A 22,156-nucleotide genomic window follows, 5' to 3' on the forward strand; every position below is an offset into this window, starting at 1 on the left:
TCCTTCCTCGATCAGATGACGGGCATGGCGGCTTCGTCGGCGGCCGTGGCCGCCGCGGACCGCCAGGCGGTCTTGAGCGCGATGACGCACAGGCAGGTGGCTGCGGTCCCGGCGAGCAGGGCGACGATGAAGCCGAGCGGGTTGCCGATGAGGCCGATGACCCAGATGCCGCCGTGCGGGGCGCGCAGACTGGCGTCGACGGCCATCGAGACGGCTCCGGCGACGGCGCCGCCGATCACGGTGGACGGGATGACGCGCAGCGGGTCGGCGGCGGCGAATGGGATCGCGCCTTCGGTGATGAAGGAGGCGCCCAGCAGCCATGCGGCCTTGCCGGACTGGCGTTCGGCCTGCGTGAAGAGCTTGCCGCGAATGACCGTCGCGAGCGCGAGGCCGAGCGGCGGGACCATGCCCGCGGCCATGACGGCGGCCATGACCGTGTAGTCGCCGCTGGCGAGTGCGCCGACGCCGAACAGGTAGGCGACCTTGTTGACCGGGCCGCCGAGGTCGAAGCCCATCATGGCGCCGAGCAGGAGGCCGAGCAGGACCGCGTTGACGCCGGAGAGCCCGGCGAGCCAGTCGGTGAGCCAGGACTGGGCTTCGGCGATGGGCTTGCCGACGACCACGAGCATGACGAAGCCGACCGTGAACACGGACACGAGCGGGATCACGACGATCCGCAGGATGCCCTGGAACGCCTGGTTGGCCTTGATGAGCTTGAGCGCCATGACGATCGCGCCGGCGAGGAGGCCCGCGACGAGGCCGCCGAGGAAGCCCGCGCCCACGGCGACGGCGATGAGGCCGCCGACGACGCCGGGCGCGATGCCCATGCGGTCGGCCATGCCGAAGGCGATGAATCCGGCCAGGATCGGCACGAGCATGGAGAACGCGAGTCCGCCGATGTAGAACATGAGGCCGGCGATCCCGGCCTGGTTGAGGATCTGGGTCGGGTCGGCGATGGCCTCGTAGGTGACGCCTTCGAACTCGCCGCCGTTGACCTTGTTGGCGATCTCGGCCCCGCCGATGACGAACGCGAGGGCGATGAGGATGCCGCCGGCGGCGACGAACGGCAGCATGTAGGACACGCCGGTCATGAGCCAGAGGCGGAGTTTCGCGCCGGGGCCGAGCTTCGGTCCGGCCGGTGCGGCGGGCACGGCGGCTGCGGGCGTGCCGGTCGCCGGTGCGGTCTCGGCCTTCTCGACGGCTTCGGCGACCATCTCGGCGGCGTGGTTGATGCCGCGCTTGACCGGGCCGGAGACCAGGGGCTTCCCGGCGAAGCGGTCCTTGTCGCGGACGTCCACGTCGGCGGCGAAGATGACGGCGTCGGCTGCGGCGATCACGGCCGGGTCGAGGGCTTCGGCGCCTGCGGCGCCCTGCGTCTCGACGTGGATCTCGTGCCCGGCGGCGACGGCGGCCTGCTCGATCGCTTCGGCGGCCATGTACGTGTGGGCGATGCCCGTGGGGCATGAGGTTACGGCTACGAGCTTCATTGTTCGTGCACCTTCTTCATTGGGCAGGTTTCTCGATGGCGGTCTAGCCGGGCAGGTGCTGCTTGATGAGCGCGGCGACCGCTTCGGCGTCGGGGGCGTCGCGCAGGGCGGTCTTGAAATCGGCGTGGACGAGTTTGCGCGCCAGGGACGCGAGGATGGTCATGTGCTCCGAGCCGCCGCCTTCCGGTGCGGCGATGAGGAACACGAGGTCGGCGGGGCCGTCCTCGGAGCCGAAGTCGATGCCTGCGGCGGCGCGGCCGAAGGCCAGGCTCGGGGTGGTGACGTGGGCGCTGCGGGCGTGCGGGATGCCGATGCCGCCTTCGATGCCGGTGGGCATCTGCTCTTCGCGGGCGCGCACGTCGGCGAGGAATCCCTCGGTGTCGGTGACGCGCCCGGCGGCGGCGAGGAGGCGCGCGAGTTTCGCGGTGGCCTCGTGGCGGTCGGCCCCGGTGAGGTCGAGGTCGATCAGATCGGCGGTGATGAGATCGGACATGGCGGTGCTCCTTCGGTTCGGCTCAGCGGTGTGCGCTCAGGACGAGACTGGCGTCCGGGCTGCGGGTGACTTGGACGGCGTCGAGGTCGATGTCCTGCGGGCCGGGCATGATGCTGCCGGGCAGCGACACGGCGGCGGTGCCCCAGGCGACGGCGGCCGCGAGCGCGTCGGGGCCGCGGCCTCCCGCGGCGAGGAAGCCCGCGAGGGCGGCGTCGCCGGCGCCGACGGTGCTCGCGAGCGGCCCGGCGAGCGGGGCCTTCGCGTGCCAGACGCCTTCGTCGGCGACGAGGATCGCGCCGTCCGCGCCGAGCGAGGCGAGGACCGCTCCGGCACCGGCGGCGCGCAGCGCCTCGGCGGCGGCGACGGCGTCGCCCATGGTCGTGATCGGCGTGCGGGCGGCCTCGGCGAGTTCTTCGAGATTGGGTTTGACGAGGTCGGGCCGGGAGGGCAGGCACGCTTCCAGTGCCGCGCCGGAGGAGTCGATGACCGTGGCCGCACCGGCGGCGCGGGCGCGTTCGACCAGTTCGGCGTAGAAGTCGGCGCCGACGCCCGGCGGCAGGCTCCCGCACCCGGCGATCCAGGCGGTCGGCCGGTCGATGCTGCTCGAAGGCGTCAGCAGGGCGTAGTTCGGCGGCGCCCCGATGGCGGCGTCGAGCAGCTCTTCGATCTCCTCGGCCCGCAGGACCGGCCCGGACTCGTTGAGCTTGGTGACGGTGCCGTCGGCCTCGGCGAGGGTGAGGTTCGAGCGGATCCCCAGGGAGACGGGCACTTCGATGATCGGGACGCCGGCCTCGGCCAGGAGGTCGAGCAGTTCGGTGCCGGCGTGGCCGCCGCTGATGAGGACGGCCCGGGTGGCGTGGCCGTTCGCGACGAGCGCGCGGGAGACGTTGACGCCCTTGCCGCCCGGGTCGACCCGGTCGCCTTTGGCGCGCTGCACTTCGCCGCGCCGGAGCCGGTCGACCTCGATCGTCCGGTCCAGGCTCGGGTTGGCGGTGACGGTGACGATCATGCGCGCACCACTTTCAGGTCCGCGGCCTCGAAGTCGGCGGCGAGGCCGTCGTCGAGTCCGGTGTCGGTGACGAGCACGTCGACCTGGTCGAGGGTGCCGAAGCGGGCGAGGCAGTCGTTGCCGGCCTTCGTGTGGTCGGCGACGACGACGGTCTTGCGGGCGGCGCCGATCATGGCGCGCTTGACGGCGGCCTCGCCGGTGTCCGGTGTGGTCAGACCGCGCTCCACGCTGATGCCGTTGGCGCCCATGAAGGCGACGTCGACGTAGGTCTCGGCGAGGGCGCGCAGCGCCCAGTCGTCGACGGCGGCCATGGTGCGGCGGCGCACTTTCCCGCCGACGATGAGGACGGTGAGGCGGGGCTTCGCCGCGAGGAGGGAGGCGATGAGGACGTCGTTGGTGACGACGGTGAGTTCACGGTCGTGCGGGAGGGCCTGGGCGATCCGGGCGGTGGTGGTGCCGGCGTCGAGGAGGATCGCGCCTTCATCGGGGACCTCGGCGAGCGCGGCCTCGGCGATGCGCTCCTTGGCCGCGGTCTGCACGGCGTCGCGGGCCGCCACGGTGGGCTCGAAACCCATGCGCTCCAACGGGATCGCGCCGCCGTGGACCTTCTTGACGACGCCCTGGCGCTCGAGGGCGGTGAGGTCGCGCCGGATCGTCTCGGTGGTGACCTCGTACTCGGCCGCCAGCGCGGCGACGTCCACGCGGCCCGCGGTGCGCGCACGTTCGGCGATCCGCTGCTGTCGCTCTTCCGCGAACATGTGGTTTCACCCCCGTTTCATTTGGATTTACTTGGTTATACATGGTTGCTTGTGGCATTGTCAACGCGTTGCGGCGGCCTCAGCGCATCACGACTGCATAAAGCCTCTGACCTCGAACGTTACTGCCGCGCCCGCCTCCGGGCGTCGAAACGGCGGGCCCCGCACTGCACGCGGCCCCGGCGTGTTTGCATGGGGCATGGGCATCCAGATCCTCAGCGGCGACATCACGAAGCAGCATGTGGACGCGATCGTCAACGCCGCGAACTCGTCGCTCCTCGGCGGCGGCGGCGTGGACGGCGCGATCCACCGCGCCGGCGGACCCGCGATCCTCCAGGAGTGCCAGGAGCTGCGCCGCGGGCACTACGGGAAAGGGCTGGCGACCGGGCAGGCCGTCGCGACCACCGCCGGGCGGCTCCCGGCCCAATGGGTGATCCACACCGTCGGCCCCGTCTACTCCCCGACCGAGGACCGCAGTGCGCTCCTCGCCTCCTGCTACCGCGAATCCCTCGCCCTCGCCGACCGGCTCGGGGCCGACTCGATCGCGTTTCCCGCGGTCTCGGCCGGGGTATACGGGTGGCCCGCCGAGTCGGCCGCCGCGATCGCCGTCGCCGCCGTGCGCGACGCCGCGGCGAGCGTCGCAGACGTCAGGTTCGTCCTGTTCACGGAGGAGCTGCTCGCGGCCTTCCGGGACGCGCTGGGCTGAAACCGCCTGACTGTCGCACCCGGCCGGTACGGTCGGGCGCGCATCACTCGCCAGAAGGGGCCCGCACATGAAGACGCTCAGCCAGGACGCGTTCGCCGCCGCCGAACGGTACTTGATCCTCAACGCCCGCCTCATCGACCGGGCCCGCTTCGCGAACCGCTTCCACGGCGGCCCGGCCGGCGCCGTGACGCACGCCGTGCGCGCCTACCAGAACCCTGACGGCGGCTTCGGCCACGCCATCGAACCGGACCTGCGCGGCACCGGCAGCCAGCCGCAGGGCGCCGAGGTCGCACTGTGGGCGCTCGACGACGTCGGCGCGTTCGACGAGGCCATCGTGCTGGCGGCGTGCGCCTGGCTCGAAGCGAACAGCACGGCGGAGGGCGGCGTGCCGTGGGTGCTGCCGAGCGTCCTCGGCGACGAACGCGGCCCCTGGTGGCAGCCGCAGGGCGAGCCGCCCCCGGCGGCGCTGAACCCGACCGCGCCGATCGCCGGGCTCCTCCACTCCCACCACGTGAAGCACCCCTGGCTGGAGTCGGCCACCGAGTTCTGCTGGCGGGCGATCGCCGACCTGGACGAGGTCGGCGCCTACGACGCGATGTGCGTGCTGGCCTTCCTCGAACGCGTCCCCGACAGCGACCGGGCCAGGAGCGAGTTCGACCGACTCGGGCCCTCGCTGCGCGCCAGCGCGGCCCTGGACCCCGACGAGCCCGGGCACACCCACTCGCCGCTCGATCTGGCCCCGACGCCCGAATCCCTGGCGCGCGGCCTGTTCAGCGACGAGGAGATCGGCCGCCACCTCGACCGTCTCGTCGAGACCCAGGGCGCCGACGGCGGCTGGGTGCCCAACTTCCCGATGTGGACGCCGCTGGTCGCCCACGAGTGGGGCGGCTTCCTGACCCGGTCCACGCTCGCCACGCTCGCGGCGTACGGCCGGATCGCGTAGGCGCGCTCAGGCCTGGGGCCACTCGCCTTTGCCGGCGAGGTCGAGGACGACGGCGGCGATGTTCCAGGCGTCGTCGGCGCCGCTGTGGTGGCGGCCCTCCAGCGGCAGGCCCGCGATCTGGAGTGCCTGGGCCATGCCGGGCCTGCGGCGCAGTCCCCTGGCCTCGGTGAAGCGCAGTTTCGCGTTGACGTGCCGCGCCCCGAACGGGTAGCGGGCGCCGGTCGCCTGGCATTGGCGCTCGAACTGCTTGCGGTCGTAGTCGCCCCAGCTCGCCCACGACCGCGAGTCCGCGCGGTGCTCGTCGACCAGGAGGCGGCAGGCTTCGGCGAACGCGACGCCGGTGTCGACCTCTGCTTGGGTGAGGCCGGTGAGTTCGGTGCAGAAGGCGCTGACCTGGGACCGCTCGGGCCGCACCAGGATGCGGTGCTTGGCGAGGCGCACTCGCGCGTCGAGGTCGACGACGGTGAGGCCGATCTCGATGATCTCGTTGACCGCGCCGGGCGGCGGCGGGCCCTGCCAGCAGGTCGCCTCGACGTCGACCACGTTGAGCAGGTTCCGGGGTGCTTCCATGCGTGCAGCGTAGGCGGGCGCGGCCATGGGGCTCAACCGGTTTGGGGCCGCAGGCGCCAGAGCGAGGTCACTTCCCTGCGGCGGGAGTCGGCGAGGAGGTCGGGGCTGCGCTCGGTCCCGGGGTGGGTCGGGAGCGTCTCCAGTCGCCCTGCGACGGTGAGTCCCGCGCCGGCGACGGCGTCCAGGAGGTCGGTGCGGGTGCGCAGGCCGAGGTGCTCGGCGAGGTCGGAGAGGACGAGCCAGCCTTCGCCGCCCGGTCGCAGGTGCTCGGCGAGGCCGGTGAGGAAGCCGTTGAGCATGGCGGCGTCGGGGTCGTAGACGCCGCCTTCGACGGCGGAGACGGGACGGCCGGGCAGCCAGGGCGGGTTGCAGACGACGAGGTCGGCGCGACCGTCCGGGTAGAGGCCGGTGCCGGTCGCTTCGATGCGGTCGGCGAGGCCGAGCCGTTCGGCGTTGTCGCGGGCGCAGGCGAGCGCGCGCGGGTTGATGTCGGTGGCCACGACCCGGTCGAAGCCGCGGCGGGCCAGGACCGCGGCGAGCACGCCCGTGCCGGTGCCGAGGTCGAAGGCGGTGCAGTCGAAGGCGATGCGGTCGGCGGCGGTGCCGGTCCGGTCGGGCAGCGGTGCGCGCGCCACGAGGTCGATGTACTCGCCCCGGATCGGTGAGAACACGCCGTAGTGGGGGTGGATGCGCGCGTCGAGCGCGGGCACGTGGACGCCTTTCTCACGCCACTGGTGCGCGCTGAGCACGCCCTGCAGCTCGGTGAAGGCGACGGCGACCGGCCGGGCGGGCGGGCCGTACGCCTCGGTGCAGGCCTGCCGCACGTCGGGCGCGCGGTGCAGGTCGAGCGCGTAGTCGTCGCCGAGCACGACGATGAGCCGGCCCAGGACCCTGGCGCGGTGGCCGCGGTACTGGCGGTGGCGGTGGAACGTCTCGGCGGCGGTCCGCTGGGGTCCGCGCGGTTCGCGGATGCGGCGGTCCATGGCGCGAAGGAGCTGCCGGGCGTTGTGGAAGTCGCCGCGCCACAGCAGGGCCGTGCCCTTGGCGGCGAGCCGGTACGCGGTGTCGGCCTTCATGCGGTCGTCGGCGACGACGATCTCGGCCGGCGGCGGGGTGGCGTTCTCGGAGTGCCAGGCGGCGGCGCGGGGTTCGTCGGCTTCGGTCCAGCTGATGGCGGCCATGGGTCTCCCGGTGATCGAAGGTGCGCGGGCGGCGGCATTCCGATCGAGGCGCGGGACGGTCCCCCGCAGCGGCCGAGGCCTCGCGGGCCGGCTACCGCTCCCGCAGCGGACATGCGAAAGGGCCCGTCGACCTGCACCGTCGTTGCCACCGCTTTCACCGATTGCCGCCAGAGTCTTCCACAGGACCCGGCGCACCGGGTCTGCGGGCCGCGCCGATCAGGTGCGGGCTCACCGAGAGCGGGAACGGCAGGTGAGAACGGGCCGGAAAGCGGCCAGTCGGACGGCTACGCAGGTTTGCGGGCCGTGCCGACGATGTGCGGGCTCTGCGAGACCGGGAACGGCAGGAACGCGAACCGCTCCTCGCTCATGCCGGCGGTGTCGAACCCGGCCGCGCGGATCGCGCCGAGCGTGTCGCGGGAGAGGTGGCAGCCGCCGTTGAGGTGCGTCCAGAGCACGGCGTCGAGGACCTTCTCGGCCGCGTACCGGGCGCGGCCGGGCGAGCCGACGTGTTCGAAACCCACCAGCGTCCCGCCGGGTTTGAGCACGCGGGCGATCTCGGCCAGCGCGTCGGCCTGATTCGCGACCGAGCAGAGCACGGCGGTGGCGACGACGGCGTCGAACGAGCCGGACTCGACGGGGAGTGCTTCGGCGGTGCCTTCGACGACCGCGGCTTTGAGGCCGAGGTCGTCGGCGCGGGCGCGGGCGAGGTCGCGGAAGTGCTCCTCGGGTTCGACGGCGACCAGTTCGGTCACGGTGTCCGGGTAGTGGGGGAAGTTGGCGCCGAAGCCGCAGCCGATCTCGAGGACGCGGCCTGCGAGCGGGGCGAGGAGGCGGGCGCGCTGCGCGGCGAGGCCGCGCTCCTCGAGGCGGGCGGCGGCGCCGGGGTACCAGCGGGCGAACAGGGGGCGCTTGCGGCGTGCCATGGAGTGTCCTCTCATCCCGGGGTGTGCCGTCGCGGGCGCTCCCCGGTTCTGAGACTAGTCAAGGCGTGCCCGGCGGTGGGGCCAAGCGGCTGCGGCGGCGCTGCTCATTCCTCGTCGCGGGAGGAGCGGGCCATGACGGCGAAGCCGATGACGATGGCGGCCAGCAGGATCACGGCGACCAGCAGGGTGTCGACCGCGAACAGGGCGTTGAACAGCTGGGCGAGGACGGGGGCGAGCATGGCGAGCAGGGCCGCCAGTGCGATCCATCTCGCGTTGCGGCGCATGAAGTCCATCGAGGCTCCTCCCGGGGGGTTGCCCCGAGCCTACGGGAGGGGCGGGGCCGGGTCCGGGCGCGTCAGTTGGTCCGCGTGTTGGGCAGGTGGTCGCCGAGGTAGCCGATCCAGACCTTGCCGGTGGCGCCGCCGGCGTCGTCGAGGAAGTGCATGCGGGGCGCGGGCGAGCCGACCTGCTGGAGTTTGATGTGGGAGGGCATGTAGACGCGGCCCGACGGGTCGATCTCGGCGGGGACGCGGAAGACCCGGGCGCGATGGAACTTGGGGTTGCCCGAGACCGAGTCGGACTCCTTCATGGACACCATGGTCGGGGTGATGGCGGGCGCGCCCGGGAGCGGTCGGGCGCACCAGTCGTAGAAGCCGCCGGTGAAGCGGGCGTCGGCGCGGGCGGCGGCGTAGGCGTCGAGGGCGCGCAGGGCGTCCCAGGTGCGGCCGGTCCAGCGGCGGCGCTGGCGCGGGTACATGACGTCGAGTTTGGACACTTCGGTGTCGAGGGCGTCGGGGAGGTCGAGGTGGCGCAGCTGCTTCCGGGCGCGCTGGACGACCTCCATGAGGCTCTCGGCCTCCCAGCAGTCGTCCCGGTCGGCGTCGGTCTGGACGCCGTAGACGGGGTCGGCGTGCTCGGCGAGGCGGCTCTCGAGCCAGCGGATGCGGTCCTGGGCTTTGCGTTCGCATTCCTGGAGTTCGGTGTAGTCGAGTTCGAGCTGGTCGTACTGGCGGCGGAGCCGTTCGAGCTCTTGGCCGGGCGTGCGGGCGGCGAGGAGGCCGGCGGACTCGACGGCGCGGGTGAGGGCGTCGAGGTGGGCGGCCATGGTCTTGATGAGGGCGGTGGTCTCGGCGTCGCCGCCGCGGGCGGTGTCGAGGAGCGCTTCGAGGACGCTCTCGTCGAGGCGGTCGGCGAGCTTCGCGGCGATGTCGTCGGCGAGTCCGGGCGCGGGTTCTGGTTCGGGTGCGGGCGGGGTCGTCAGTTCGGGCTGCGGATCCGGTGCCTCGGGTTGCGGTGGGAGTGTCTTCGGTTCGGTGGGTGCGGCGGGTCTGGGGATGCGGGGTCCGCGGGGGACGGCTATCGCGGCGGGGCTGGGCGGGGCGGCGTGGAGTTCGTCCGGCGGCAGGGCTCCGGCGAGGATGCGCGCGATCCGCGGTTCGGTCTGGCGTATCTCGGTGGGCACCTGCCGGTGGACGGAGAGCTCGATGACGCCTTTGACGACCACTTCGAGTGAGCGCACGCCCTGGTCGCGTATCGCGCCGCCGCCGCGCGGCTGGTGGCGCATCGCGTACGTCTCCTCCCCCGGGCGCACGCCGGGCAGGTAGGTGCGCAGGCCGCCGCCGAAGACGCTGAGGTCGCCCCCGAGCCAGGCGTTGAGGTCGTCCTGGGTGCGGGCGTCGTAGAGGCGGGCGACGACGGCGACGCCCGCGAGGGCCTCGGCGAGGTGGTCGGCGCAGGCGGCGACGAGGTTCGGGTCGCTGCGGTCGACCGTGAGGACGATGACGGGGACGCCCCGGTCGGGGCGGGCGAGCCAGCCGGTGAGCTCCTTGACCTCTTCGGGGCCGATGAGGAGCGGCCCGGCCTCGACGGGCACGGCCCCGTCGGTGGCCCGGCCGGTGGCCAGGAACGCGGGCATGAAGCCGGGGGCGGTCACCGCGGCCTCGTCGAGGTCGCCGTCGACGGTGACGCGGACCCAGCCCGGCGCGCCCTTGTGCCCGGCGGCCCAGGTGGCGGTGGTGCGGAGCCGCCCGTCGCCGGTGGGGCCGTCGTGGGTGTACCGGCCGCAGCGGTCGTTGTCGGCGAGGGCGGTGCGGGTGCGGCCCTTGGCATGCTCGAACGCCGGGCCGCCGTCGTCCTCGACACCGGCCCAGGCGGCGAAGCACCGCCGCAGCCGGGGCCCCAGCCGGGGCCCTCCGTCCCGGAGCAAAGCTTGGTAGAACTGCGTCACGGCGCCTCCAACGGTCCAGCTCACGGCCACGTTGAGGCAACATGCTACTTGAAGTTCACCTTGGCGTCGTCCTCCAAATCCAATAGGGACGGTTGCGTTCGCACGGCGGGAATGCGGGCGCGAACGCCTCCGGCCCGCACCGGTGCCGGTGCGGGCCGGAGGCGTTGCGGCTCAGGCGGTCTCGGGGGCCGGCGCTTCCACGCGTGCGGGCGCCTCGGCCCCGGCGTCCACGGGCTCGGGGCTGCCGGCCTTGTCGAGGACGGGCGCGCCGACGTCGCGCTCGGCGAGGTGGCGGCGCACCGAGTAGGCGACGGCCGCGATCCAGACGACGGCGATGGCGATGTAGACGGCGAGCGCGATCCCGGCGGGAGCGGCGATCCAGTCGCTGCGCAGCAGCGTGCGGGTGTTGGTCAGGACGATGACGCCGCCGACGGCCGAGCCGAGCACGCGCGGCGGGATGTGGCGGACCAGCCAGGCCGCGATCGGCGCGGCGATGAGGCCGCCGACCAGGAGCACGCCGACCCACGCGAAGTCGATCCCCGAGCTGCCGATGCCGATGATGAAGCCGGCCGAGGCGGCGAGCGCGACCAGGAACTCGGAGGTGTCGATGGAGCCGATGACCTTGCGGGGCTCGATGCGGCCGCTGGCGAGCAGGGCGGGCGTGCCGACCGGGCCCCAGCCGCCGCCGCCGGTGGCGTCGAGGAAGCCGCCGACGAGGCCGAGTGGGGTCAGGAACCGCTTGCGCAGGGGCTTGCCGAGGTTCTTGCGGTCGAGGCCGCGCACGGTGAAGCGGATGAGCAGGTACAGGCCGAGGGAGAGCAGGATGAGCGACATGACCGGGGCGGCGACCTCGGTGGAGAGCCGCGACAGGACGGTGGCGCCCGCGAAGGCGCCGACGGCGCCGGGGATGCCGATCTTGAGGACGACCTTCCAGTCGACGTTGCCGAAGCGCCAGTGCGAGGCGCCGGAGGCGAGGGTCGTGCCGATCTCGGCGAGGTGGACGGTGGCCGAGGCGGCGGCGGGGTTGGCGCCGATGGCGAGGAGCAGCGTCGTCGAGGTGACGCCGTAGGCCATGCCGAGGCTGCCGTCCACGAGCTGGGCGGCGAGGCCGACGAGGCCGAGCAGGACGAGGGTGCGCACTGGAGGAGCCTTCCGATGGAACCGATTCTCTACTAAATCTATGGGAAATATAGATTGCATGGCGGGCGAGCGTCAACCGCCGTTCCCGCCAGGCGGGAACGCCGCGTCAGGACACCCCGCGCACCCGCCTGGACCAGGGTTTGCGGGCGTTTCCCGGCGAACGCGCACGAAGGCGGACACAATCGGGCGAGACGCCGCCGACGGCGGCCCGCAGAGAGGAAGACGCATGAGCAAACTCATCGCCGTGGCCTATCCGGACGTGTCCACTGCGCAGACGGTCCTCGGCAAACTCGCCGACATGCAGAAGCGCGAGCTCATCAAGCTCGACGACGCGGTCGTGGTCGAGCGGCGCGACGACGGGAAGGTCAAACTCCACCAGTCGACCTCGCTGGTCGGCGTCAGCGCCACCGGCGGTGCGCTGTGGGGCGGGCTCATCGGCCTGCTGTTCCTCGCGCCGCTGCTCGGCATGGCCGTGGGCGCGGCCGCGGGGGCCGCGGGCGGGGCCATGTCCGACATCGGCGTGGACGACTCGTTCATGAAGGACCTCGGCAAGGAGCTCAACCCGGGCTCGGCCGCGCTGGTGCTCCTCGTTCGCTCCATGACCGAGGACAAGGTCATCGAGGAACTCCACGGCCAGTACCAGGGCAAGCTCCTCCAGACGAACCTCTCGTCCGAGGAGGAGGGCCGCCTGCGCGACCTCATCGACGCCGCCCAGGCGCGCGCCTGATCGAACCGGCGAGCACGGAGCGGACGGGAGCGGCCCCCGTCCGCTTTCGCCGTTTCCGGGGCCGTTTTCGCTGTTCACGACGCGCATTCACGATGGGCCGCTTACGCTCTCCCCGTGAGCAGGACCAGTCGCGCCGGCGCGGAGATGCAGGGCTACTTCAGGTCCTATGTGCCTCCCCAGAACATCTGGAGCCGCCTGGCCGCCGGGCAGCCCGGCTCGGTCCTGATCCTGCGCCTCATGCCCTACCTCCTCATCGCGGTGACCTTCCCGATCGCGTTCCTCGACGACACCGCCGCCGACTACGCCGACTTCACCGTGGTGCTCCTGCCCGCGTTCACCGCCCTGGTCAACGGCCCCATTGCGACCATGGGCTCGACGCTCCTCGTCGTCGCCGTCGTCAGCGCCGGGCAGGACGCCCTGGGACTGCTCCCCTACCCCGAGTCGAGCTGGTCGGACGTGCCGCCGGTCGCCCTGGTCGGCATCCTGTGCACCGCGCTCGCCTGGGTCCGCAACCGCATGGCAGTGCGCCTGCTCGAGATGACCCTCGTGGCCGAGGCCGTGCAGACCGCGATCCTCCCGGAACTGCCCTCGCATGTGGGCGGCGCACGCGTCGCCGTCGCCTACCGGACCCACAAGGGCAGCCCGGGACTCGTCGGCGGCGACTTCTACGAGGTGCAGGCGACCGACCTCGGCATCCGCGCGGTCGTGGGCGACGTCCAGGGCCACGGCCTCACCACAGTCCACCTCACCGAAGCGCTCCTGGGCACCTTCCGGGAGCGCTCGCTCGACGACCCCGACCTCCACACCCTCGCCGCGCGCATGGAGCGCCGCGTCCGCATGCACAACCGCGGACGCGGCGAGTGGGAGCAGTCCTTCGCCACCGCGGCGCTCGTGGAGATCACGCCCCGGTTCGACACCATCAGGGTCGTCCTGTGCGGCCACCCCGCCCCGCTCCTGGTGCGCGGCTCGGCCCAGCCGCTGTCGGCGCGGCCCATGCCGCCGCTCGGCCTGGCCGACTTCGCCCTGCAGCGCACCCAGATCCGCGAGGCCACGCTCATGCCCGGCGACCTGGTCGTGATGTACTCCGACGGGCTCATCGAGGGCCGCAACGCCGCCGGGGAGACCTTCCCGGTGATCGAGCGGATCAACGCGCACGTCGCCTCCGGCATCCGCGACCCCGACCGCCTCCACCGCAAACTCAAGGCCGACTTCCAGGGCGGCGGCTACGAGCGCACGGACGACCTCACGGTCCTCATCATCCAGTCCCCCGGTGCAACCTCGCGGTAGGTCCTTCGCGTTAGGCAGGGAGGGAACCCCGCAACGACCGAAGGACACCGCATGCCACGCACCTCCCGGCCTCTCGCGCTCATCGCCGCCGTCCTCGCACTGGCGGCGTCCGGGTGCGGCGCCGGCGGCGACAGCGGTGACGAGGCCGCTGCGGCGACCTCCACCGCGTGCGACGACCACGGCATCCAGATGTCGCTCACCCCGACCGGCGAGGTCGGCGACCGCACGTTCATGGCGATCGGCCTCGTCAACTGCGGCGAGGCCCCGCTGCTGCTCGACAGCATGCCGCAGGTCGGCGTCTTCGGCGGGAACGTCGTCGCGCCGCGCGACCACAATGCCCCCGAATCCGTCACCGTCGACCCGGGGCAGGGCGCGATCGCGCCGCTCTCCTGGGAGGCGCCGACGCACACCGGCGAAGTGCTCGAGGTGGACCGCTTCCTCATCAACGCCCTGCCGGTGTACGCCGGGTACGAGTTGGACCTCGCCGAACCGATCGAGCTCGACGCCGAGCACGTGCTCGACCTCGGCGCCTGGCAGCTCACCGGCGTGCCGGCGGCCGAGGTCGAACCGGTGGAGCCGGCCACCGACCGGCCCGAGGAGCCCCAGTGCCCCGAAGGCGGCTTCCACGTCACCGTCACGCAGGGCAGCGCCGCGATGGGCTTGCGCACCAGCGGCATCGAACTCGTCAACTGCGGCACCGAGGACATCGCGATCAACGGCTACCCGGTCATCGAGATCCCCGGCGTCGAGGTCGCGGTCCGGCAGGGCTCGGACACGCTCCAGGACCCCGGGCCCACGGCCATCACCCTCGCCCCCGGCGAGTCGGTGAGCGCGGGCATGCTGTGGCGCAACCTGGTCGAGGCCGGCGACGTGGTGAACGCGACCGAGATCAACGTCGGCTACGCGGCAGGCTCACCGCTGGAGACCGTCACCCCCGAGGCCTCGATCGACCTGGGGACCACGCGGGAGATCGAGGTCACCGCCTGGCGCCTGTCGGACTAGCGGCCGCGCAGAGAGCTCCCTGACCCGGCGGGGATTCCGGCGACTCGCCTCCGGTTCGCTTGCACGACAACGGCGGCGGCGCATCAGCGCCGCCGCCGTTCATTCGCTTCGAGGAGCGCTAGTGGCCGCCTTCTTCAGGGTGCGGTTCGAAGTACGAGCGGGACGGGGCCGTCTCCGGGACGCCGACCGGCAGGTCCACGGTGACCGCCTCGCCGTTCGAGAAGACGAACGTGACCTCGACGGTCTGCCCCATGGTCAGCTTCTCCTTCAGCCCGTCCAGGAGCAGGAAGGATCCCCTGGTGGGAGCCAGGCGCACGAACGAGTCGGGGGCGATCTCGATCGTGAAGTCGCGCTCGCCCTCCAGTGCCGGAGCGGCCGCCTCGCCCTCGGGAGACGCGGAGCCGTCGGCGGTCGGCGAGGCGTCCTCGCCCTCCGGCGTCGCAGTGGCATCGGCTGAAGGCGTCGCGGACGCATCGGCATCGGGCGTCGCCGACTCGTCCGGGCCGGGCGTCGGCTCGTCTTCGGCAGGCGCCTCGGCGACGTCGACCGCCAGGACGACGGCCTCGGCGTCCGGGCTCGTCACCGCCTCCAGGACCACCGGCTCGTCGCCCTGGTTGTCGATCCAGATCCGCAGCGGGGCCTGCCCGCCGGCCGGGTAGAAGCCCCGCTCGCCGAATTCGACCTGCATGTCGCGCATGGCCACGGTCCCGGCGTTCACGTCGACCCCCGAAATCGCCGGCGCCATCTCGCTGGTCTGGGCGGTCCGGTTCGCCCCGCAACCGGTCACTGCCAGTGCCACTACCGCCAGGGCCGCGGCCCAGCGGACCCCGGCCGCCCCCGCGCTCGCTTCTCGTCTCTCCACAAGCGCCACCTTAAGGGCGCGAGAGCGCCGCACCCGGCCGCGACATACCGGGCAGCCCACTCGCACTTCCCCACCGCACCCCAGGTGCCACGTGACATATCACATGCCACATGGCACCACCGCGACGATCGCGGCGCTCATTCCGGCCGGCGGCGGCTCACCGCCCGGTGGTCGAGCGCGGCGAGGACGCGGTCGACCAGGGCCGGGTCGTGCCCGGGCGAGGACCGCAGTTGCAGGACCCGCGCGGTGGCGGCGGACAGCATTTCGCCTTCGATGCGCTGCAACGTGTCGAAGCGCTCGGCGAGCCGCTCGGTCTCGGGGTCCTCGCGATCCTCGACCATCGCGGTGACCTGCGCGGCCCGGTGGTCGAAGCGCCGCTCCATCGCCGCCGCGACCTCGTCGTCCACATCGGTCTCGCGGCGCAGCTCCCGCAGCCGCTCCGAGGCCGCCTCGCCCGCCTCCCGCATGAGCGACCGCAGCGCGGCGCTCTCCTTCTCCTCGTCGGCGCGCACGCCGAGGAACGCGATCAGGCCCGGCAGGGTCAGTCCCTGCGCGACCAGCGTGGCGAGCACGACCACCACGGACAGGAACTGGATCTGCTCGCGGCCGGGGAACGGCGAACCGTCCGCGGTGTACTGCGGGATCGCCAGCGCGGTCACCACCGTCACGACCCCGCGCATCCCGGCCCAGGCGGTGACCACCGCCAAGCGCGGCTGGTTCCCCAGGCTCGTCCAGCCGATCCCCTTGCGGCCCAGGATGATCGCCATCGCGAGCCAGAGGGCGCGGACGGCGATCACCGCTCCCGCCACGGCCAGGGCCTTCCACAGCAGGTCGGCCACGCCGGGGCCGATGGCATCGATGATGTCGATGAGCTCCATGCCGACCAGGCCGAAGGTGAGGGCGATGAGGCCGGTCTCCAGGACCTCCCACACCGAGCCCTGGACGAGCCGGCCTTCGAAGTCCTCCGGGTCGTTGGACCGGGCGACCAGGTAGAACGCGGCGCAGATGACGGCCAGGACGCCGGAGGCCTTCACGGCGTCGGCGAGCAGGTAGGCGATGTAGGGGGCGGTGAGGCCGAGGGCGGTGCGGACCCGGCTGTCGTCCACGAGGGAGCCGAGCTTGACGAGGCACCAGCCGACGCCGAGGCCGATCACGGCGGCGGCGACCGCCGAGTAGGCGAACAGGCCGGCCGTCCACAGTGCCGACACTGAGCCGGTGACGACGCCGATGACGGCGACGTTGTAGAGGGTGAGGGCGGTGACGTCGTTGAACAGGCCTTCGCCTTCAAGGATGACGACGAGGCGGCGGGGCAGGCCGAGCCGGTCGGCGACGGCGGTGACGGCCGCGGCGTCCGGCGGGGCGCAGATCGCGCCGAGGACGACGGCCGCGCCGACCGGCAGGACCGGACTGATGGCGGCGGCCAGTGCCGCGACCGCCGCGGTCGTGATGAACACGAGGAGGACCGCGAGGAAGAGGATGGGCCGCCAGTTCGCGGCGAAGTGCCGCCATGAGGATTTGCGGGCGGCGGCCCACAGGATCGGCGGCAGCAGGACCGGCAGCAGGTGCTCGGGGTCGAGGTCGAGCGCGGGCACGCCGGGGACGAGGCCGAGGGCGAGCCCGTAGAGGCAGATGAGGACCGGGGCGGGGACGCGCATCCATTCGGCGGCGGCCGTCAGGAGGAGCCCGCCGACGGCGAGCGCGAACAGGATCGCGACCAGTGCCATGCCACCTCCGACGCAGGGGACCTCGATGCCCGGGCACACCCTACGCCCGCCCGGTCAGGATCGGGCGCAGTCGGCCATGGCGGGACCGGTTTGCGGCTATCGTGCCCGTTATGGCCACTGTCGACACTCCGGAGCTCGCGGACGCCGCCGAACCGGCGCCGCCTGTGCTGGGCAAGTCCCGGCGCAACCTCGTGTTCGCCACGATCATGCTCGGCATGCTCATGGCCGCGCTGGACCAGACGATCGTCTCCACGGCCCTGCCGACGATCGTGGCCGACCTCGGCAGCCCCGGCCACATGGCCTGGGTGGTGACGTCCTACCTGCTCGCCGAGGCGATCGCCGCGGCCGTGGTCGGCAAGTTCGGCGACATGTTCGGACGCAAGGCGGTCTTCCAGCTCAGCGCGGTCGTGTTCGTGGGCGGCTCGGCGCTGGCGGGGTTCAGCAACGACATGCTGTTCCTGATCATGTCGCGCGCGGTCCAGGGCCTGGGTGCGGGCGGGCTGATGGTGACGGCGATGGCGCTCATCGCCGACGTCATCCCGCTGCGCGACCGCGGCAAGTACCAGGGCGCGATGGGCGCCGTGTTCGGCGTGACCACAGTGCTCGGTCCGACCCTCGGCGGCCTCTTCACCGACCACCTGTCGTGGCGGTGGTGCTTCTACGTGAACCTGCCGATCGCGGTGGTCATGATCGCGATGGCGGCCGCCACCATCCCGCGCGTCCGGTCGGTGGTGAAGCCCGTGATCGACTACCTGGGGCTGATCCTCGTCGCGGCCGGCACGACGCTGCTGATCCTGGCACTGGAGTGGGGCGGCGACGAGTACGCGTGGGACTCGGCGGTGATCCTGGGGATGTTCGCGGGCGCGGCGCTGGCGATCGCCCTGTTCATCGCGGTCGAGCGCCGCGCGGCCGAGCCGATCCTTCCCATGGCGCTCTTCGCGAACCCGGTGTTCACCGTCAGCTCGATCCTGAGCTTCATCGTGGGCTTCGCGATGCTCGGGGCGATGACCTTCCTGCCGACGTACCTGCAGTACGTGGACGGCACCTCGGCCACCGTCTCCGGGTACCGGACGCTGCCGATGGTCGCGGGCATGATGGCCATGTCGATCCTCTCGGGGTCGGTGGTGAGCAAGACCGGCAAATACAAGCGGTTCCCCATCCTCGGCACGTTCATCATGGGCATCGGCATCTACCTCATGTCCACCATGGGCCCCGAAACGAGCGTGTGGCTGGAGTCGCTGTACATGCTCGTGTTCGGCAGCGGCCTCGGCCTGGCGATGCAGGTGCTCACGATCGCGGTGCAGAACACCGTCCCGTACGCGCAGATGGGCGCGGCCACGTCAGGTGTGACGTTCTTCCGCACGGTCGGATCGACGTTCGGGACCGCGATCTTCGGGACCCTCTTCACCAACCACAGCACGCCGCTGCTGGCGGCGGCTTATGCGGAGTCGGGGGTCGACCCGGCCGTCGCGGCGAGCCCGGCCGCGCTGCACGAGCTGCCCGACGCGGTGATCGCACCGATCATCCAGGCCTACGCGGACTCGATCGACTTCGTGTTCTTCTGGACGGTGCCGGTGGCGGCGATCGGGTTCATCGTCGCGTGGTTCCTCGTCGAGCGGCCCCTGCACGACGCGACGCGCGGACGCGCGGCCGACATGGGCGAGGGCTTCGGCGCCCCGGACCCGGCGCCGTCGGAGGAGCGGCTGGCGCGCATGATCGCCGACGTCATGCAGCGCGAGCGCGCGACGGTCTTCACCGAGGTGTACAAGGCGACCGACAGCCTCCTCGACCGGGCGGACGCATGGGCGATGCGCCAGGTCTACGTACTCGAACGGGCCGGAGAGGGCGCCACGGTCCGCAAGATCGCCGCCGCCCACCGGGTGCCGCCGGAGGTGCTCATGCCGGTGTTCACGCAGGCGGTCCGCTCCGGACTCCTGGCCGTCGACAAGGGACGGCTGCACCTGACGCCGCTGGGCCGGGCCGAGTTCGAGCGCTTCATCGCCGTCTGGCGGCGCTGGCTCGATGCGCAGCTCGACGACTGGGACCTCACCGACCCCGAGGACCGGAGGGTGTTCGACAAGGCCGTCACCCGCATCGCCCGCGGGATCGCCACTGAGGAGTCCCAGGCATGGAGCGCCCCGACGGCCGCCCGCTCCTGAGGGACCTGCGCACGGCTCCTCGCCGGCGGCTGCTCCGCAATGTCGTACCCCTATGCCAGGGTTAATGCCGGGGGCCCGGAACACGGCCTTCAGTGCCTCTGCCGGTGCCCGAAGAACGCAATCCGAGCATCATTCGCGCCCCGATGAGCGATCCGTTCCTCATTCGTTGCGGCCGCACCACGCGAACCGCACCTGATCCATCGTGCGTCGCGGTGCCGAGGAGTCCCGGACCTCACCGGCTCGGCGCGGGTTCGAGGACGCCGTCGACGCGGCGCTGGAGGCCCAGCGGGTTGTCGTCGTGGAGCGCCTCGGGCAGCAGTTGCTCCGGCGTCGACTGGTAGGCGACGGGCCGCACGAACCGCGCGATCGCGCCCGTCCCGACCGAGGTGTACCGGGCGTTCGTCGTCGCGGGCCACGGGCCGCCGTGGTGCTGCGCGTGGGTCACCGCCACACCGGTCGGCCAGCCGTTCACGATGACGCGGCCCGAGCGCTCGGCCAGCAGCGGCAGTGCCACCTGCGCGACAGGGTCCGCGGAAGTCGCGAGCTGCACCGTCGCGGTCAGGCCGCCCGGCAGCTGCGGCAGGACCCGCTCGAGCTCGGCCGTGTCCGCGTAGGTGAGCACCAGCGCGGTCGGGCCGAAGCACTCGTGCAGCAGCGCGTCGTCGCCGTCGATCGCCGCCGCGGGGGCCGTGACGAGGCCCGGCGTCACCGCGAAGCCGCCCTCGGCGGTCGACGGCTCGACAGCGAAGCGCGCCTGCGGATGCGACGCCAACCGGGCCGCTTCCGCCGCGTAGGCCTCCTGGATGCGGCCGTTCAGCATCGGGTGGACCTCCTTGGCGCGCACGGCGACTGCGAGCGCCTCGTCCAGGCCGTGGCCGGCGGGCAGGAAGAGCAGGCCCGGCTTCGTGCAGAACTGGCCCGCGCCGAGGGTCATCGACGCGACGAACTCCTCCACCAGGCCAGGGCCGCGCTGCGCGACGGCCTCGGGCGTGACGACGACCGGGTTGAGGCTGCCGAGCTCGCCGTAGAACGGGATCGGCTCGGGCCGGCCCGCGGCCTCGTCCGCCAGCGCGCGGCCGCCCGCGATCGAGCCGGTGAAGGCCCCGGCCTTGATGTTCGGGTCGCGGATGAGGTCGAGCCCGGCCTGGAAGCCGCTGACGACGGCGAACGCGCGCGGGTCGGCGCCGTGCCGCTCGAGCGCTGCGGTGATGACCGTGCCGAGCAGGACGGCGGTGGCGGGCTGGGAGGCGTGGGCCTTGGCGACGACCGGGCAGCCGGCCACGAAGGCGGCGGCGGTGTCGGTTCCGGCGACGCCGAAGGCGAGCGGGAAGTTTGAAGCGGCGTACACGGCGACGGGGCCGAGCGGGGTGTTCCAACGGCGCAGGTCCGGGCGGGGCGGAGTCGCGCGCGGGGCGGCGTGGTCGATCACGACGTCGAGGACGCCGCCGTGCTCGGCGTAGGCGGCGTACTGCTCGAACTGGCCGGTGGTGCGGGCGAGTTCGCCGCGGAGGCGGGTCTCGCCGAGGCCGGACTCGGCGTCGGCGAGGGCGACGATGGCGTCCTCGTGCGCGGTGAGCGCGGCGGCGACGGCGCGCATGATCGCGCCGCGTTCGGCGGGGCGCATCGCGGCGAGGCCGGGTGCGGCGGCGCGGGCGGCGGCCGCGATCCGGGCGACCTCTTCGGGCGTGGTCCGGGCGATCGGGTCGCCGAATGCTTCGCCGGTGGTCGGGTTGACGCTGCGCAGTGTGTCGGCCATGGGTGGGTGCGTCCGTTCGGTCGTTTGGTGCGGCGGCGCCCACGGGGCGCGGCCTCCAGTATGGGAAGGCGGGTCTTCGGTCTTCGGTCGGCGTCCGGAGGCTCGGGCATCGGGTGTTCGCGCGCTGGTCCGCGCTTTGTCACTCCCCGTTGCCCGCGGGCCCCTCGACCCGATTATAGTATGTGACATATTACTGATGCTGATCGGTGAGCGGCCGCTACCGCCGCTCACCGCTGTCGGACCGCGCCGAGCGGGTGCGGCAGTACCATGTCACACGTCATCGAGATTGGAAGCCCCATGTCGGCACTCGAATCGCGCCCCTGGCGCGGCGTCTTCGTCGCCACCGCCCTGCCGTTCAACGACGACGGGTCGGTCGACTTCGCAGCCTTCGGCGAGCACTGCGCCTGGCTGGTGGCGAACGGGTGCGACGGCGTCACCCCCAACGGCTCCCTCGGGGAGTATCAGACCCTCACCGAGACCGAACGCGCAAAAGTCGTCACCACCGCCGTCGCGGCGGTCGGCGGGCAGCGGGTCATGCCCGGCATCGCCGCCTACGGCGCCGCCGAGGCCCGCCGCTGGGCCGAGCAGGCGCGCGACGCCGGGTGCGGGGCGGTCATGCTCCTGCCGCCCAACGCCTACCGGGCCGACGAGCGGTCGGTGATCGCCCACTACGAGGAGGTCGCCAAGGCAGGGGTGCCGATCGTGGCCTACAACAACCCGATCGACACCAAGGTCGACCTCACCCCCGAACTCCTGGCGAAGCTCCACGCCGAAGGCCTCATCCAGGCCGTCAAGGAGTTCTCCGGCGACGTCCGCCGCGCCTACCGCATCACCGAGCTCGCCCCCGGACTCGACCTGCTCGTGGGCGCCGACGACGTGCTGCTCGAACTGGCCGTCGCGGGCGCCGTCGGCTGGGTCTCCGGGTACCCCAACGCCCTCCCGAAATCCACCGTGGAGCTGTACCGGGCGGCCGTCGCGGGCGACCTCGAGACCGCCCTGCCGCTGTACCGGCAGTTGCACCCGCTCCTGCGCTGGGACTCCAAGGTCGAGTTCGTGCAGGCCATCAAGCTCTCGATGGACCTCGTCGGCCGCAAGGGCGGCCGGTGCCGCCTCCCCCGCGTACCGCTCCTGGCCGAGCAGGCCGCCGAGATCCGCACCGCCACCGAGCAGGCCCTCGCGGCCGGGCTCGCCTAGGAGGAGGACCG

At 72.6% G+C, this 22,156-nt stretch carries 20 protein-coding genes; 7 read left to right on the forward strand and 13 right to left on the reverse strand.

Going from position 1 to position 22,156, the window contains the following annotated elements:
- Positions 1-11: 11 nt before the first annotated feature.
- Genes AB0I03_RS04885 through AB0I03_RS04900 form a run of 4 tightly spaced genes read right to left on the reverse strand, consistent with a single transcriptional unit; the run spans position 12 to position 3,747 of the window.
- Positions 12-1,487, reverse strand: a complete 1,476-nt coding sequence (locus tag AB0I03_RS04885) for a fructose-specific PTS transporter subunit EIIC (protein WP_360406508.1) — start codon at positions 1,485-1,487, stop codon at positions 12-14.
- A gap of 43 nt (positions 1,488-1,530) precedes the next feature.
- Positions 1,531-1,980 carry a PTS sugar transporter subunit IIA gene (locus AB0I03_RS04890; RefSeq protein WP_360406511.1) on the reverse strand — a complete coding sequence of 150 codons (450 nt, stop codon included), beginning with the start codon at positions 1,978-1,980 and terminating at the stop codon, positions 1,531-1,533.
- A gap of 22 nt (positions 1,981-2,002) precedes the next feature.
- Positions 2,003-2,989: a 1-phosphofructokinase family hexose kinase gene (locus AB0I03_RS04895; RefSeq protein ID WP_360406514.1), complete on the reverse strand. Its 987-nt coding sequence runs from the start codon at positions 2,987-2,989 to the stop codon at positions 2,003-2,005.
- Positions 2,986-3,747: a DeoR/GlpR family DNA-binding transcription regulator gene (locus tag AB0I03_RS04900; protein WP_360406516.1), complete on the reverse strand. Its 762-nt coding sequence runs from the start codon at positions 3,745-3,747 to the stop codon at positions 2,986-2,988. Before AB0I03_RS04900 ends, AB0I03_RS04895 begins: the two co-directional genes overlap by 4 nt.
- Before the next feature lie 196 nt (positions 3,748-3,943).
- On the opposite strand from AB0I03_RS04900, the gene AB0I03_RS04905 reads away from it, so the two are divergent.
- Together AB0I03_RS04905 and AB0I03_RS04910 are read left to right on the forward strand one after the other, a co-directional pair.
- Complete coding sequence (locus tag AB0I03_RS04905; RefSeq protein ID WP_360406518.1) at positions 3,944-4,450, forward strand: O-acetyl-ADP-ribose deacetylase; 507 nt, start codon at positions 3,944-3,946, stop codon at positions 4,448-4,450.
- Between the two features lie 67 nt (positions 4,451-4,517).
- The gene (locus AB0I03_RS04910; RefSeq protein WP_360406521.1) at positions 4,518-5,393 is read left to right on the forward strand and encodes a hypothetical protein; all 876 of its coding nucleotides are present in this window, start codon (positions 4,518-4,520) and stop codon (positions 5,391-5,393) included.
- 6 nt (positions 5,394-5,399) lie between these two features.
- Here AB0I03_RS04910 and AB0I03_RS04915 read toward each other — a convergent pair whose 3' ends face one another.
- From AB0I03_RS04915 to AB0I03_RS04940, 6 genes are all read right to left on the reverse strand, one after another.
- Positions 5,400-5,963 (reverse strand): 3'-5' exonuclease, encoded by a 564-nt coding sequence (locus tag AB0I03_RS04915; RefSeq protein WP_360406524.1) that lies wholly within the window; start codon positions 5,961-5,963, stop codon positions 5,400-5,402.
- 32 nt (positions 5,964-5,995) lie between these two features.
- Positions 5,996-7,144 carry a class I SAM-dependent methyltransferase gene (locus AB0I03_RS04920; protein WP_360406527.1) on the reverse strand — a complete coding sequence of 383 codons (1,149 nt, stop codon included), beginning with the start codon at positions 7,142-7,144 and terminating at the stop codon, positions 5,996-5,998.
- 284 nt (positions 7,145-7,428) lie between these two features.
- Complete coding sequence (locus AB0I03_RS04925) at positions 7,429-8,067, reverse strand: class I SAM-dependent methyltransferase (RefSeq protein ID WP_360406530.1); 639 nt, start codon at positions 8,065-8,067, stop codon at positions 7,429-7,431.
- Between the two features lie 104 nt (positions 8,068-8,171).
- Positions 8,172-8,360 carry a hypothetical protein gene (locus tag AB0I03_RS04930; RefSeq protein WP_360406533.1) on the reverse strand — a complete coding sequence of 63 codons (189 nt, stop codon included), beginning with the start codon at positions 8,358-8,360 and terminating at the stop codon, positions 8,172-8,174.
- 62 nt (positions 8,361-8,422) lie between these two features.
- Positions 8,423-10,294: a hypothetical protein gene (locus tag AB0I03_RS04935; RefSeq protein WP_360406536.1), complete on the reverse strand. Its 1,872-nt coding sequence runs from the start codon at positions 10,292-10,294 to the stop codon at positions 8,423-8,425.
- A gap of 171 nt (positions 10,295-10,465) precedes the next feature.
- Positions 10,466-11,434: a sulfite exporter TauE/SafE family protein gene (locus AB0I03_RS04940; protein WP_360406539.1), complete on the reverse strand. Its 969-nt coding sequence runs from the start codon at positions 11,432-11,434 to the stop codon at positions 10,466-10,468.
- A gap of 226 nt (positions 11,435-11,660) precedes the next feature.
- Here AB0I03_RS04940 and AB0I03_RS04945 point away from each other — a divergent pair, with 226 nt between their 5' ends.
- The 3 genes from AB0I03_RS04945 (at position 11,661) to AB0I03_RS04955 (ending at position 14,450) form a co-directional block, all read left to right on the forward strand.
- Positions 11,661-12,161, forward strand: coding sequence for a DUF1269 domain-containing protein (locus AB0I03_RS04945; RefSeq protein ID WP_360406542.1), 501 nt, complete (start codon positions 11,661-11,663; stop codon positions 12,159-12,161).
- A 114-nt stretch (positions 12,162-12,275) separates the two neighbouring features.
- Positions 12,276-13,448: a PP2C family protein-serine/threonine phosphatase gene (locus tag AB0I03_RS04950; RefSeq protein WP_360406545.1), complete on the forward strand. Its 1,173-nt coding sequence runs from the start codon at positions 12,276-12,278 to the stop codon at positions 13,446-13,448.
- Between the two features lie 51 nt (positions 13,449-13,499).
- Positions 13,500-14,450, forward strand: a complete 951-nt coding sequence (locus AB0I03_RS04955; RefSeq protein WP_360406548.1) for a DUF4232 domain-containing protein — start codon at positions 13,500-13,502, stop codon at positions 14,448-14,450.
- A 118-nt stretch (positions 14,451-14,568) separates the two neighbouring features.
- Here the strand turns inward: AB0I03_RS04955 and AB0I03_RS04960 are convergent, their stop codons facing one another.
- Positions 14,569-15,312, reverse strand: a complete 744-nt coding sequence (locus AB0I03_RS04960; RefSeq protein ID WP_360406551.1) for a hypothetical protein — start codon at positions 15,310-15,312, stop codon at positions 14,569-14,571.
- A gap of 137 nt (positions 15,313-15,449) precedes the next feature.
- On the reverse strand, positions 15,450-17,036 hold the full coding sequence (locus tag AB0I03_RS04965) for a sodium:proton antiporter (protein ID WP_360406554.1): 1,587 nt from the start codon (positions 17,034-17,036) through the stop codon (positions 15,450-15,452).
- Between the two features lie 110 nt (positions 17,037-17,146).
- Between AB0I03_RS04965 and AB0I03_RS04970 the strand changes: the two genes are divergently transcribed.
- Positions 17,147-19,195, forward strand: coding sequence for an MDR family MFS transporter (locus AB0I03_RS04970; RefSeq protein ID WP_360406557.1), 2,049 nt, complete (start codon positions 17,147-17,149; stop codon positions 19,193-19,195).
- Between the two features lie 232 nt (positions 19,196-19,427).
- On the opposite strand, the gene AB0I03_RS04975 is transcribed toward AB0I03_RS04970, so the two are convergent.
- Positions 19,428-20,951 carry an aldehyde dehydrogenase (NADP(+)) gene (locus AB0I03_RS04975; protein ID WP_360406560.1) on the reverse strand — a complete coding sequence of 508 codons (1,524 nt, stop codon included), beginning with the start codon at positions 20,949-20,951 and terminating at the stop codon, positions 19,428-19,430.
- 297 nt (positions 20,952-21,248) lie between these two features.
- Here AB0I03_RS04975 and AB0I03_RS04980 point away from each other — a divergent pair, with 297 nt between their 5' ends.
- Complete coding sequence (locus AB0I03_RS04980; RefSeq protein WP_360406563.1) at positions 21,249-22,145, forward strand: dihydrodipicolinate synthase family protein; 897 nt, start codon at positions 21,249-21,251, stop codon at positions 22,143-22,145.
- Positions 22,146-22,156: the final 11 nt, after the last annotated feature.

The sequence above is a fragment of the Glycomyces sp. NPDC021274 genome, assembly GCF_040641195.1.
In the GTDB taxonomy this organism is placed as follows: Bacteria; Actinomycetota; Actinomycetes; order Mycobacteriales; family Micromonosporaceae; genus Glycomyces.

Bases quoted from the DNA above. Each gene is read 5' to 3' on its own strand.
- AB0I03_RS04885 (WP_360406508.1), bottom strand. From the start codon at position 1,487: ATGAAGCTCGTAGCCGTAACCTCATGCCCCACGGGCATCGCCCACACG.
- AB0I03_RS04890 (WP_360406511.1), bottom strand. From the start codon at position 1,980: ATGTCCGATCTCATCACCGCCGATCTGATCGACCTCGACCTCACCGGG.
- AB0I03_RS04895 (WP_360406514.1), bottom strand. From the start codon at position 2,989: ATGATCGTCACCGTCACCGCCAACCCGAGCCTGGACCGGACGATCGAG.
- AB0I03_RS04900 (WP_360406516.1), bottom strand. From the start codon at position 3,747: ATGTTCGCGGAAGAGCGACAGCAGCGGATCGCCGAACGTGCGCGCACC.
- AB0I03_RS04905 (WP_360406518.1), top strand. From the start codon at position 3,944: ATGGGCATCCAGATCCTCAGCGGCGACATCACGAAGCAGCATGTGGAC.
- AB0I03_RS04910 (WP_360406521.1), top strand. From the start codon at position 4,518: ATGAAGACGCTCAGCCAGGACGCGTTCGCCGCCGCCGAACGGTACTTG.
- AB0I03_RS04915 (WP_360406524.1), bottom strand. From the start codon at position 5,963: ATGGAAGCACCCCGGAACCTGCTCAACGTGGTCGACGTCGAGGCGACC.
- AB0I03_RS04920 (WP_360406527.1), bottom strand. From the start codon at position 7,144: ATGGCCGCCATCAGCTGGACCGAAGCCGACGAACCCCGCGCCGCCGCC.
- AB0I03_RS04925 (WP_360406530.1), bottom strand. From the start codon at position 8,067: ATGGCACGCCGCAAGCGCCCCCTGTTCGCCCGCTGGTACCCCGGCGCC.
- AB0I03_RS04930 (WP_360406533.1), bottom strand. From the start codon at position 8,360: ATGGACTTCATGCGCCGCAACGCGAGATGGATCGCACTGGCGGCCCTG.
- AB0I03_RS04945 (WP_360406542.1), top strand. From the start codon at position 11,661: ATGAGCAAACTCATCGCCGTGGCCTATCCGGACGTGTCCACTGCGCAG.
- AB0I03_RS04955 (WP_360406548.1), top strand. From the start codon at position 13,500: ATGCCACGCACCTCCCGGCCTCTCGCGCTCATCGCCGCCGTCCTCGCA.
- AB0I03_RS04965 (WP_360406554.1), bottom strand. From the start codon at position 17,036: ATGGCACTGGTCGCGATCCTGTTCGCGCTCGCCGTCGGCGGGCTCCTC.
- AB0I03_RS04970 (WP_360406557.1), top strand. From the start codon at position 17,147: ATGGCCACTGTCGACACTCCGGAGCTCGCGGACGCCGCCGAACCGGCG.
- AB0I03_RS04975 (WP_360406560.1), bottom strand. From the start codon at position 20,951: ATGGCCGACACACTGCGCAGCGTCAACCCGACCACCGGCGAAGCATTC.
- AB0I03_RS04980 (WP_360406563.1), top strand. From the start codon at position 21,249: ATGTCGGCACTCGAATCGCGCCCCTGGCGCGGCGTCTTCGTCGCCACC.